This window comes from Microvirga sp. RSM25 (assembly GCF_044784385.1).
In the GTDB taxonomy this organism is placed as follows: domain Bacteria; phylum Pseudomonadota; class Alphaproteobacteria; order Rhizobiales; family Beijerinckiaceae; genus Microvirga; species Microvirga tunisiensis.
This window is the reverse complement of the sequence record NZ_CP173040.1, coordinates 695490-707693: the sequence shown is the minus strand read 5'-3', so window position 1 is coordinate 707693 and position 12204 is coordinate 695490. Positions and strand designations below refer to the sequence as shown.

8 protein-coding genes, 1 tRNA gene and 2 pseudogenes are annotated in these 12204 nt (G+C 62.7%); 4 read left to right on the top strand and 7 right to left on the bottom strand.

What is annotated here, in order from left to right:
* Positions 1-4: 4 nt before the first annotated feature.
* Positions 5-442 (bottom strand): annotated as a pseudogene (locus ACD578_RS29425) (SDR family NAD(P)-dependent oxidoreductase); the annotation flags it as partial.
* A gap of 115 nt (positions 443-557) precedes the next feature.
* Positions 558-1522: pseudogene (locus tag ACD578_RS29420) on the bottom strand (PQQ-dependent sugar dehydrogenase).
* Positions 1523-1897: 375 nt separating this feature from the next.
* Here ACD578_RS29420 and ACD578_RS29415 point away from each other — a divergent pair.
* On the top strand, positions 1898-3238 hold the full coding sequence (locus ACD578_RS29415) for an IS1380 family transposase (protein ID WP_404294490.1): 1341 nt from the start codon (positions 1898-1900) through the stop codon (positions 3236-3238).
* Positions 3239-4125: 887 nt separating this feature from the next.
* Here the strand turns inward: ACD578_RS29415 and ACD578_RS29410 are convergent.
* Positions 4126-4241, bottom strand: a tRNA-Lys gene (locus tag ACD578_RS29410).
* A 94-nt stretch (positions 4242-4335) separates the two neighbouring features.
* On the opposite strand from ACD578_RS29410, the gene tnpA reads away from it, so the two are divergent.
* The 3 genes from tnpA to tnpC are packed head-to-tail and all read left to right on the top strand — an operon-like array spanning position 4336 to position 6829.
* Complete coding sequence (tnpA, locus tag ACD578_RS29405; RefSeq protein WP_404295537.1) at positions 4336-4761, top strand: IS66-like element accessory protein TnpA; 426 nt, start codon at positions 4336-4338, stop codon at positions 4759-4761.
* Positions 4758-5108, top strand: coding sequence for an IS66 family insertion sequence element accessory protein TnpB (gene tnpB / locus ACD578_RS29400; protein WP_404294489.1), 351 nt, complete (start codon positions 4758-4760; stop codon positions 5106-5108). Before tnpA ends, tnpB begins: the two co-directional genes overlap by 4 nt.
* Positions 5109-5155: 47 nt before the next feature.
* The gene (gene tnpC / locus ACD578_RS29395; RefSeq protein ID WP_404294488.1) at positions 5156-6829 is read left to right on the top strand and encodes an IS66 family transposase; all 1674 of its coding nucleotides are present in this window, start codon (positions 5156-5158) and stop codon (positions 6827-6829) included.
* Between the two features lie 623 nt (positions 6830-7452).
* Here the strand turns inward: tnpC and ACD578_RS29390 are convergent.
* The 4 genes from ACD578_RS29390 to ACD578_RS29375 form a co-directional block, all read right to left on the bottom strand.
* Entirely contained in the window at positions 7453-8205 is a 753-nt protein-coding gene (locus ACD578_RS29390) for a hypothetical protein (RefSeq protein ID WP_404294486.1), read from the bottom strand.
* On the bottom strand, positions 8124-8546 hold the full coding sequence (locus ACD578_RS29385) for a hypothetical protein (protein ID WP_404294484.1): 423 nt from the start codon (positions 8544-8546) through the stop codon (positions 8124-8126). The genes ACD578_RS29390 and ACD578_RS29385 overlap by 82 nt, the downstream gene beginning before the upstream one ends.
* Positions 8547-8551: 5 nt before the next feature.
* Positions 8552-11257 carry a DEAD/DEAH box helicase gene (locus ACD578_RS29380; RefSeq protein WP_404294482.1) on the bottom strand — a complete coding sequence of 902 codons (2706 nt, stop codon included), beginning with the start codon at positions 11255-11257 and terminating at the stop codon, positions 8552-8554.
* Between the two features lie 240 nt (positions 11258-11497).
* Positions 11498-12109 (bottom strand): hypothetical protein, encoded by a 612-nt coding sequence (locus tag ACD578_RS29375; protein ID WP_404294450.1) that lies wholly within the window; start codon positions 12107-12109, stop codon positions 11498-11500.
* Positions 12110-12204 lie beyond the last annotated feature (95 nt).

Below are 12204 nucleotides of genomic sequence, written 5' to 3'. Positions count from 1 at the left end.
TACTTAGTGATGAGTTATTGACGATCGCTCCGCCTGTGCCTTGCGCACGCATCTGGAGCAATTCGTACTTCATGCAGTTCCAGATGCCCTTCAGGTTGACGCCCATGACGAAGTCGTAGTCCTTCGGGTCTGCGTCGGCCGTCTCTGCTACCGGACTTTGGACGCCCGCGTTGTTGAAGGCGTAGTCCAGCCGGCCGAAAGCCGAAACAGTCTCTTTGACCATCGCCTCGGCTTCTTCGAGCTCCGCCACATTGCATCGAATTCCAATGACATTGTGACCGGCCGCCTTGAGGCTCTCGGCTGCCGCCATGACGCGCTCCTCGTTGATATCGGCGATGGCGACCGACGCGCCGGCTTCGGCAAATGCCTGAGCGGTCGCAAGGCCCATGCCTGATGCGCCGCCGGTCACGATTGCGACTTTGTTGTTAAACGAGATATTCATGTGATTTTCCTTTTGTGTTGTACGATGTGCTGGTCTTCAAAACACGGACGAGCGTCAGGGGCCCACGGGATACGCTCTCGAGGCATAAAGGCAGTAAGTCGGCGGTGCTGCGTTGCTAACGCTTCGGCGACAATCGTATCAGGTGATCATCGGAAGGGCCCTCGCCGCGGGGTGATCTGTTGGTCGTAATCACGAAGATGTCCTCACCGACTGGGAGAACATCGCGCAAACGCTCACCATTCGAAAAGACCTCCTTCAAGGCTCCGGCCTTCTGGTCAAAGAGGTACAGGCCGCGCGTTACGAGGGTTGCGACCAACAACTCATTCCCGGCGAACGCTGCTCCGGACGGCCCCCATGTTTCAGAACCGGAATTCAATGTCGCGTTTTGCATGCTCTGGCGTTGGCTGTCGCCATCGATCACCGGCCAACCGTAATTGACACCCGGTCTGATCGTATTCAACTCGTCGCGGGCTGACTGGCCATGCTCAAGCTCGAACATATCCCCCGCCGGGCTCCATGCTATTCCTTGGGGGTTACGATGACCGTAGGAGTAAACATACGAACTCGGAAATGGATTGTCCGCGGGAACCGCCCCATCGAGGGTCATTCTGAGGATTTTGCCGGCGAGGTTCCCGAGATCTGGGGCCGCTGCCAATCCTCAGTCCAACCCGTCGTCACATAGAGGTATCCGTCAGGACCGATCACAATACGTCCGCCGTTGTAAAGCCTGTGGCCGGGTATCCCGGCAAGCAGTGTCTTGGTTTCCTGCCAAGCCTGCCCATCGAAGCGGGCTTCGACGACTTTGTTCGTGAGGCCGTCATTCGAGCGATAGGTGTGGTAGAAGAACGCCCGTCCGCTGGTATCGAAATCCCGGGCCAAAGCCATGCCCAGCAGGCCACCGCCACCCTCACGCACGATCGCATCCGTCGTGCGCAAGGCATACCGTTGCGCGGTGCCATTGGCATAAAGGACGACATTGCCGCCGGCCTCCGTCACGAAAATCCTGTCGCCTGAGCGCTCGATCTCCCACGGATAGTCGAGATCTTCGATCACTGTTTCGACGTTCCAGTCTTCCGTCATCATGGAGGAAAGAGGACGCCGTCCATTCTCTTGTCCGAGCGCCGCGGTAGTGCTGAACACGGCAAGTACTTTGGCAATGCTATATGTCAATCGAACCATGTTTCGATGCCTTGCGTCCAGGACTGGATATCGATGCGCGGTCCTGCTGAACCATACCCGGATTCCCAGGGATCTTCACGAAGAGCCCTTTCCCGCAGCGCTTGTTTCTCCGCTGCACCGAGAACATACGGTTGGTTCCCGGAAAGCATTAGCCAGGCAAATCTGCTAGCCCGGAAAATTCATGGAGGGTTGGCGGGTGTAGCTCAAGGCCCTGAGATGACTTAGGATTTGGTTGTTGAATCCGATCCGCCTCATTTCTGGGAGAACCCACCCGCCATGAACCATTCTACGCTTCCACTGCCGGGCCTGTCACCTGTTGGCGGCAAAACCGTTGTGGCTCGGTTCGATGGCGGATTGCTGTCGTCTGATGCTGGCCTTCTCGCCCTGCGCGAGGTGGAGAAGCGTTTGGGTGTCGCCGAGCGGCTCGCCGCGTGCATCGATGACCCACGCTCTCAGGATCAGGTCGTTCATCGCTTGGCCGATCTGATCCGCTTCCGGCTGTTGATGATCGCTGCTGGTTATGAGGATTGCAACGACGCCACGAGCTTGCGCGCCGATCCAATCTTTAAGATGGCGCAGGACGTGCTGCCATCGGATCGCCATCTCGCCTCACAGCCCACGCTCTCACGCTTGGAGAATGTGCCCGATGCGCGCTCGCTGGTGCGCATGGGACGCACGATGATCGATCTGTACTGCGCCTCATTCCGACAGGTGCCGAAGCAGATCGTGCTCGACCTCGACGACACCTTCGATGCCGTTCACGGCGATCAGCAACTGCGCCTGTTCAATGCTCATTACGACGAATACGGCTTTCAGCCCATGGTCGTGTTCGACGGTGAAGGACGCTTCATCACCGCCGTGCTGCGGCCGGCCAAGCGGCCCAAGGGCACCGAGATCCGGGCTCATCTGCGCCGGCTCATCCGGGCGATCCGAACCCACTGGCCCACCACCCGCATCCTGATCCGGGCTGACAGCCATTACTGCGGTCCGCTGGTGATTGATTGGTGCCGAGCCAACGGCGTTGACTTCATCCTCGGAGTGGCCTCGACCTCGACCCTGCGCCGGCATATCGCTGGCCTGGAGGCGAGCGCCAAGGCGCGCTTTGCCGCGGCTCCCCTGCAAGGCAAGGTGCGGCGCTTCACGGAGTTCTTTGACGGTGCCGAGAGTTGGAGCCGGGTCGAGCGCATCATCGCCCGTGTCGAAGCGGGCGAGCAGGGCAGCGACACCCGGTTCATCGTCACCAATCTTGCCGGCGGCAAAGCCAGAACGCTCTATGAGCGGATCTACTGTCGGCGCGGCATAGCGGAAAATCACATCAAGGCCTGGAAAGCCCATCTGGCGGCCGACCGCACGTCGTGCACCAAAGCGACGGCAAACCAGTTCCGGCTGTTCCTGCACGCGGGCGCCTATTGGCTGATGTGGGGCCTGCGCGCGATGATGCCGAAGCGCTCGCTCTGGCGCATCGCGCAATTTGACACCTTGCGCCTGCGCCTGATCAAGATTGCCGCCCGGGTGGTTGAACGGAAGACCCAGATCCGGCTGCACCTGCCGAGCGCCTGCCCCGATCAGACGATCCTGCGGGTGGTTCTTGGCCGCATTCCGCGCCTCGTCACCTGAGGAACGGGGCGCGCACGCCCCTGACCCGAGCCCTGTCCCGTCCACCTGCAAACCCGCCGCCCTCATCCGCCAAGCAGAACGCCTGGAGGTGGTGGGGACATGCCTGAAATCCGGTCAACTTTACCAGTAAGGCTCGTACAGCCAATCTCAGATGGGGCGCCGTGAATTAACCGGGTTAGGTGACTGATCGCCATACTCGCTCATATGCACTCCAAGGTCAGAACCCGTTATGTAGGAAAAGTGCCTCGTTTTGTCCCACAATGCAAGAGCGTGGCCATATAGTCCAAGGAAGGCTGTGGATAAATGGTCGGCCGACGTCCCTCTCCTGCCACGCTGGAGGCTGACCGTTCTACGCTTTAGGCCTCATTACGAACGTATCCTATAGTCCTCATACCCTGGATCCTGTTTCAGCAACTCTTTGAACCCAAAACCCTTTTCTGAGCGGAGCAAGGAGGGAAGTTTGAAGACCGTAAAAATGACATCTCCGCCAGGAGCATAGCCGTTCGCTATCAGAATTCGCGCGGGTTACCTCAACCAATCGCGAGCGGACGGCGTCGGACGCGCTTGCCTGGGCTGCAGAGCACTCTGTGAGTTGACGCGCCAAGCGGGCAACTCGCTATTGGCTCCATTGCCCTGCCAATGTCCAAAGCTTGCGAGCCGATCGGTTGTGCCTGTTGTGCTTAATCTGTTCCGGGAGGGTGAGCTTGGAGCGTGTTTTTAAGAGAGACAAAAGAGCCGATCTCTCGCACCGATTCACAAAGGCAACGATTGCTCAAGGACGTCTATCGAACATCCTTTGTTACCCTGAGCGTTACCCTACGACATGACTTGAGAAGGGCACTCGCTCACTCGAGAGAGTAAAACCCTTGCCGGTTAAGGGTTTGCGGTGGTGATCGCGCTGGGGCTCGAACCCAGGACCCTCTGATTAAAAGTCAGACGCTCTGAACGAGGCTGGCGAATAGGGTTCAGATGCGACCCCGGTTGGGAGCATGCCCACTCGACCTGGAAGTACGCATCCGGGCTGGGCCGCCTTGTGGGATTGAGGCATTTGGAAGAGCACTGGCTATATCGACGTCGATATGGACGGTGTTGTAGCCATGGACATTATCAGGGATCGTGGGCCGGTCAGCCGCTTGGACGTGGTCGACAGTGGTCGTCGCCGCCGTTTCAGCGATGAAGCGAAGCTTGCGATTGTGGCCGAGAGCTATCGCGGGCCAAAGCAGGTGTCGGCCACGGCGCGCCGGCACGGGATCACCCGCTTTCAATTGAACAGCTGGCGCAAGGCTCACAGAGAGGGGCGGCTCGGCGCTGGGTCATGCGATGGATTTGTGCCTGCCCTGGTCGTTCCGGACGCTCGCGCGCCCTTGGAGCCTTCCGGGCCGATGGCACCGGCACAGCATCCTCCACGCGGCCTCGGTCGGATGGAGGTCGTCACTGCGAACGGGCGGCAGGTGATCGTCGACCGGGATGTCGACATCGATGCGCTGCTGCGGATCGTCCGGGGCCTTGAGGCATTGCGATGAACCTCTTTCCGATGAGCTCGAGCGTCAAGGTCTGGCTGGCAGCCGGGCATACCGACATGCGGTGTGGTTTCCCCACTCTGGCTCTTCGGGTGCAGGAGATTTTGAAACATGACCCTTTGGCGGGCCACTTATTTTGCTTCCGGGGACGCAGAGGTGACCTGATCAAAGTGATTTGGCATGACGGTCAGGGAGCCTGCCTGTTCACGCGAAAATTGGAGAAAGGCCGCTTCATCTGGCCGAATGTGGAGGGCGGCGCGGTTGCGATCTCACCGGCGCAGCTGTCTTATCTTCTGTCTGGAATCGACTGGCGCAATCCCCAGGAAACCTGGCGTCCGACGCGGGTGTGAGCCGGTTTTGCCATTGAAGTTGCTGGGAAATCTGATTCAATGGTGCCATGTCATCGGCACCGTTCTCGCTGCCTTCGGACCTTGCCAGCGCCCAGGCCGCGCTGCTGACTGAGCGCGAGGCACGGCTGCGCAGCGAGGCCGAGCGGGATGCGGCGGTCGCCGACGCGGCCAATGCTAGGGCGAGGCTGTCCAGCACCGAAGCGCTGATCGCGTATCTGCAATTGCAGATCGGAAAGCTGGAACGCGAGAAGCATGGCCCACGCCGTGAGCGCACCCAACGGTTGATCGACCAGCTGGAATTGCAGCTCGAAGAGCTAGTGGCGGCGGCGAGCGAGGATGAACTGGCCGCTGAAGCGGCAGCGGCGAGAACGCAGAGCGTGCGCGCCTTCACGCGCAAGCGCCCGGTGCGCAAACCCTTTCCGGATGACATTGAGCGCGAACGCGTCGTGGTTGAGGCGCCCACGGTCTGCGGGGGCTGCGGCAGCGCACGGCTGTCGAAGCTGGGCGAGGACGTGACGGAGACGCTCGAGGAGATCCCACGCCGCTTCAAGGTGATCGAGACGGTGCGGGAGAAGTTCACGTGCCGGGATTGCGAGGCGATCAGCCAAGCGCCCGCGCCGTTCCATGCCACGCCGCGCGGCTTCCTCGGTCCGCATCTGCTGGCGACGATCGTGTTCGACAAGTTCGGACAGCACATCCCTCTGAACCGTCAGAGCACGCGCTTCACATGCGAAGGCATCGCGCTGTCGACCCAGACCCTGGCCGATCAGGTCGGGCATGTCAGCGCCGCGCTTCAGCCGGTCTTCGCCCTGATCGAAGCCCATGTGTTCGACGCTGAACGGCTGCATGGCGACGACACGACGATCCCGATCCTGGCCAAGGGCCAGTGCACGACCGGACGGATCTGGACTTACGTGCGGGACGACCAGCCGTTCGGCGGGCCTGCGCCGCCGGCCGCAGTCTATTACGCCTCCCGCGATCGCCGCGGCGAGCATCCGCAGAAACACCTGGCCGGGTTCGGCGGCGTGCTTCAGGCTGATTGCTACAATGGTTTTAACCCGCTGTTCGACCCGGCGAAGAAGCAGACGCCCATCACGGCCGCTTTCTGCTTTGCGCATGCGCGCAGGAAATTCTTCGAACTGGTCGATGTCGCCCGCAATCCCCGGCGCGGCCGGAACGCCAGGCCGATCTCTCCGATTGCGCTGGAGGCGGTCCGGCGCATCGATGCGCTGTTTGCCATCGAGCGCGAGATCAACGGCCGGAGCGCGACTGAGCGGCTCGCCGTGCGGCAGGAGAGGAGCAAGCCGCTGCTGGACGAGATGGAGGCCTGGCTGCGCCAGGAGCGAGGTCATCTGTCGCGATCCTCCCCGGTGATCGAGCCGATCAACTACATGCTCTCGCGCTGGGCCGACTTCTCCCGCTTCGTCGACGATGGCAGGATTTGTCTCACGAACAACGCCGCCGAGCGGGCGTTGCGTGGTGTGGCCTGCGGCAGGAAATCGTGGCTCTTCGCCGGGTCCGATCGCGGTGCCGACCGGGCTGCTGTCATGCTGACGCTGATCATGACGGCCCGTCTCAACGATGTCGACCCGAAGGCCTGGCTCGCCGATATCCTCGCTCGCCTCGCCAACCTGCCGGTCTCACGCCTCCATGAAATGCTGCCATGGGAATGGAAGAGGTTGCGCCAGACCGGAGATCCGGCTTCGCAGCAGGCCGCATGAACATCCACCATCATACGACAAACCGGATTACGCGCGACACTTGAAGTCCGCGTGGCTCCTCGGATGCTTACACCTGGAACTCTACGCGGGCTCCTCAAGCACCTTTCGGACGGTGGCAAGTGGAAGACCAAAATGCTTCGCGACTTGTGCCGGCGCCACCCCCGCCAGAAGAGCAGCCCGCACCGCCTTGCGTTGCCCCTCCTGCAATGCGGATGAGGTCTTATCGGATCGTGAGGACCTGCCCCGTTTTTTTGGCGGATGCGGATGGTGGCGCTCAAGGAATGCGCTGACATTTCTGACCGCCGCCTTCAACTCAGGCCCACTCCCCCTGCCCGCCTCCATCCGGCGCTGCAATTCATTCATAAGCTGGCCAAGATGCTTCGCCAGTTGTGCATCAGACAGGCTGGCAAGCTCCCACAGCTCGGCCGAGGCAGGAGCCGGTTCGGACCGAGGTGTTGGTACGGTGAGTGTGACCTCGAACAGGTCGAGGGTGCGAGGCGAAGATCCCTTGGGCGGCATGGGCTTTATATGGGTATTCGGCCGCTCTGATCCAAGCGTGGAGGAAGCTCGTCACACCGTGCTCAGAGGCATCCAAGCGCTCCTGGTTCCGGTGGGTTGGGAGGTCATTTCCACCACTTCACGAACCCGTCTTGGGTCAGTTCTATCTCCGGCTTCGGGACTGTCCGCTGCCCCTTGCCTTTCCCGGCCTTGGGATCTCGGGTTCGTCCGGACGCCTTTCGGATCGGGGAATCGTCGAGAGGCCGAGTTTGCGCGATCGGCTCACCGGAATGTGGCACCTTACTGGCCTTGCTGGTTTTACGGATCTGCCGTGCCGGCAATGCGGCGTGCGGGTTCGCTTTTCGAGCAGCGGGTACCGGACGGGACTGAATGACCGCCTTGCGTCCCGCCACCTTCGTGCTGGTCCGCTTCTGTCGAGCGCGGGCCACTGGCTCGGAGACAGCTGGGATAGCATCCGGGCCGGGGATTGCGCCTCCAGTCTCCGCCATGTCCAAACCGAACAACGCTGAGATGTCGTCCGTCTCCAGGAGCTTTCTGACCTCGAGCGGCCGGCTCGAGAGTGACAGCGCCGTGTCAAGATCGGCGACCAGATCCTTCTCATCCACCGCACGCAACTGGAACAGAAGCTCGGGCCTCTCATCAAGCTGGGCCCCGACGCCATACAGCACCGCGGCAACGTGCTTGCACATGAGGGCCCCGTCCGGGAAGGTGCACGAGAACCGGATGTCCGACGGCTTGGGGAACAGACCTCTGTCCTGGCGGCAGATCCGCTCCATCACGCCCTGGGAGAACCGGCCTTGCAGCAGCTCGACCAGGAGTCGATGCCGCCGGCACAATCCGTGCAGATCGACCGCCATAGCGTCGGCGCCAACGCCGTGATGGTGACGCTGACCTTGTAGATCGACGATCCACTGACCTTCGCCTGGATCTCCAGCGGCGAAATCTGGAGATCGATCACCGCGCCATGGCGCACATAGGTCCGGCCGCGCGGCAGGCGGTTGTCGAAATCCTGATAACTCTCCAGATTGTTGCACCACGCCTGGCCCCAGAAGGTCCGGGCAATGGTGCGCCCCGCCAGGAGAATGGGGGCGATCGGGTGCCCTTTCTTGCGCAGCTTCTCCAGCTCGCGTGCGGCTTGCTTCCGACGCTCCGCAACCGGAACGTAGGGGGGCCATCCGTCCTCGAACCCTGGAGCCATCCGCCTTACTCCGCCATGACCGACTTCAGATCAAGGGTCACCATCCGCAGCAGATCCTCATCCTTCATCTCGGTCAGGTTGATCTCGTCTCCACCAGCGAGCAGGTCATCCGATAGGCCCCTCTTCGCCTCGATCAGTGCGTCGATCTTCTCCTCCACTGTACCCTGACAGACGAATTTGTGGACCAGCACGTTGTTCTTCTGGCCGATCCGGAAAGCCCGGTCGGTGGCCTGGTTCTCGACCGCCGGGTTCCACCAGCGGTCGAAGTGGACGACGTGAGACGCCGCGGTCAGTGTCAGCCCCGAGCCGCCCGCCTTCAAGGACAGGACGAAGAACGGCACGGTCTCGTCCTCCTGAAAGGTCTGGACCAGGGCCCGGCGATTCTTGACCGCGGTGTCGCCATGCAGGACCAACCCGCTTCGGCCGAAGATCCCGCCCAGATACGCCGCCAGTGGCGCCGTCATCTCGCGGAACTGGGTGAAGACCAGCATCTTCTCCTGGCGGGCGGCGGCGACCCCTGCGATCTCGCGCAGGCGGGCCCACTTGCCGCTGTCGGCCTCGGCCCACCGACCATCGTTCAGCCACTGCGAGGGGTGATTGCAGATTTGCTTCAGCCGCATCAGCGTCGCCAGCACGAGACCCTTGCGCCGAATCCCGTCGGCATCCTGCAAGGCTTTGGTCAGACCCGTCACCGTCTCGGCATAGAGGGCAGCCTGCTTGCGGCTTAATGGGCACAGCGCCTTGACCTCCGTCTTGTCCGGCAGGTCGGTGATAACAGTCTTGTCGGTCTTCATCCGGCGCAGGATGTAGGGCCGGACCAGATCACGCAGCGGGCCATAGGGGTTGTGCGGTCGCTCCGCCAGGGCCTTGGTGGTGCGGCCGAACTCCTTGGCGCTGCCAAGCAGGCCGGGGTTGATAAAGTCGAAGATCGACCACAGGTCGCCGAGATGGTTTTCCACCGGCGTTCCGGTCAGGGCGATCCGGGCTTCAGCCTGCAGGGCCTTGGCGGCGCGCGTCTGCTTGGCGTTAGGGTTCTTGATCGCCTGCGCCTCGTCGAGCACCACGAAGCGCCAGGACGCTGTACCCAGCAGCGGCAGACGCAGCAGCGAGCCATAGCTTGTGATCACCAGATCCAAGGCGGACAATCCCTCCCCCGTCATCTGATTGAGGTCTTCGGCCGACGTCGCCGAGGGATGGACGATCTTTGCGTTCAGCCCGGGGGCGAAGCGCTCGATCTCCGCCGCCCAGTTGGCCAGCAGCGATGCCGGAGCCACCAGCAGGCTCGGCGTGCGTTCAGTGCTCTTCCGTTTCTGGATCAGCAGCAGTGACAGGACCTGGATCGTCTTGCCCAGCCCCATGTCGTCGGCCAGGCAGGCGCCAAGGCCAAGCCCGCTCAGGAGGTGGAGCCATTCGACACCCGCCTTCTGGTACGGCCGCAAGCGTCCCTTCAGGGCGGGGCCCGGATCAACACCGGCACCGTCGGGGTTGCGCAGCGCCCTCAGCGTCTCAGTCAGCCACGCTCCGGCCGTGATGTGCGACCAGTCGGCACCTGCGGCGGGCTCGTCGTCCCCGGTGGCCTCAGTGCCGGCCAACAGGCGCATGGCCTCGGCAAAGGTGAGCCCCTCCTGTTCGGCGAGCTCCTGCACCTCCTGGAAGCGGCGCATCGCACGGTCCAGACGCGGACGGTCGATCTCCACCCATTGGCCACGCAGCAGCACCAGCGTCTCGGTCCCGGCAAGCAAGGTGGCCATCTCCGCGGCGGTGAGCGGCTCACCCTCCAGGGTCACGTCCATATGGAAGTCGAGCAGAGCCTCGAGGCCGGTCCCAGACGGCGGCCGGGCGCCAATCGTGGCGGTGACCTGCGGGCGTGACGGGCGGCCCGCGCGCCAGTGCGCGGGCAGGCGTACGACCACGCCGGCGCTTTCCAGGTCGGGCACGCTGGTCAGAAGCCGTGTGGCCTCGGCCGGGCTCCAGCGGAGCGGATGAAAGATCTCCCCGGTCTCGACCATGGCCTTGAGCCAACTGACGCGCTCCGCTGCCCGCTGCACCGGCACCAAGAGCGACAGCAGCTTGTCTCGATCGGCCGCGCCGGCGTATTCGCGCAGGGCCTGGCTGAGCGGCACATGCTGGGCCTTGGCCTGGGCCGACAGGCGCGTGGTGTAGGTGGCCAGGAAGGCAAAGGGCCGTTCTGGGTCGCGGCGGTTCTCGGCCAGATTGAAGTGAACGCGGCCGATCAGGTTCCAGGCCGGGTTCAGTGTTTTGAGGAACGCTTGCAGGTCAGTGCCGGCTGCTGTGAACGACGCGGCAAACGCGGTGCCAAGGTCGACCCACAGCCCACGCAGGATATCGGAGGTCAAGTATTCCGCCCCTGGCATCATCGGGGCCGTCAGAACGAGCGTTGCGAGTTCGGCCTCGGGCGGCGGGGCAACGGTGGGCAAGATCGCGGTGGATAGCCCCTCTCCTGCTCCGCCCGACCCATGAAGACAGACCGCCTCCACATAGCGGACAGCGAAATCGCGCCACCAGTTGAGGGCGGGGGGCAAGGATCGGCCGATCTCGCCCGCTCCGAGTTGTAACAGCCCGTACCCGGTGCCACGGGCAAAGGCCCTGGCCAGCCGTGCCGCCACGGTGTCATCCAGGGTGGGCGCGTCGTTCGCCTCCTCCAGCAGGAGGTGCCCACGCGGTGTGAGACGCAACTGGATCCGGGGCATGATGGCTGAACGAGCTCCGAAGTGTTTCAATCCGCACTGCCCGTTTAACAGGAGCCGCAAGACCCACTGAACACGGCTGAGGGCCCTTCACAAGTAGCACGAGAATTCGCCGGGCCGCCGGTGCCGATCTGGTCCGGACCGCTGCCATTCCGCCTGATCGGGCACCACTGAAAGGAGCATGGCACCATGGCTCACGGGGATACCATAGATCCCCATGCTCCCCTTCTCGTCCCATCGGCATCACCCTGTCGCGACATGATCGTCCTGTCCCTCGGCCGGTGTCTCGGAGGCACGTCGCAGGATCCCGCGCCGCCGATCATACAGGGGCATGATTCTATCTGGTGCCACTGCGTCCGGCCAGAAGGTAAAGCCAGCGTGCTGCTGCAGGAACGGATCCCGTCCGCAACCCGGGACCAGGCATTCCCGCCTGCCCTTCGGGCACTGCGAGAAGGAGCAGAGCCGGCCGCGATAGGCGTTCACCTCTCCTTGCAGGATGAAGATCTCGACCTGATGGTGAGCAATCCCGATCTGCTTTTCCTTGAACAGTTGGTGGAGGGCCAGGCTGCGGGCCCGATTGAGGGTCGGGAGCGGGTCCAGGCGATCGAGCCACACCGCCAGATCGATATCCTTGCATTCGTGCCAGACCGGAACGTCCCAGTATCGGAAGGGCTGAAAGCGCGGCACCTCTCGCCACAACGGCCGGGCAACCGAGCCGATCAACGCCACCGCCTCGACCTCGGCCACCCCGGCGAGCGCGGCCGTCACGGCATCAGCCGCCAGGCGAAACTGCGCCTGCCGGTCCAGCATCTGGCGGTCCTGTGCGGCAATCTCCCGGCGTGTGGGTCGTCTCATGGTCAAAGCCGTTTCAATCGAGCGTCGAAACGGAGAATGGGGATCGGAATTGACTGCAGCCGGGTCGAGATCGAGCCCTCTGCCTCAGGAACGTC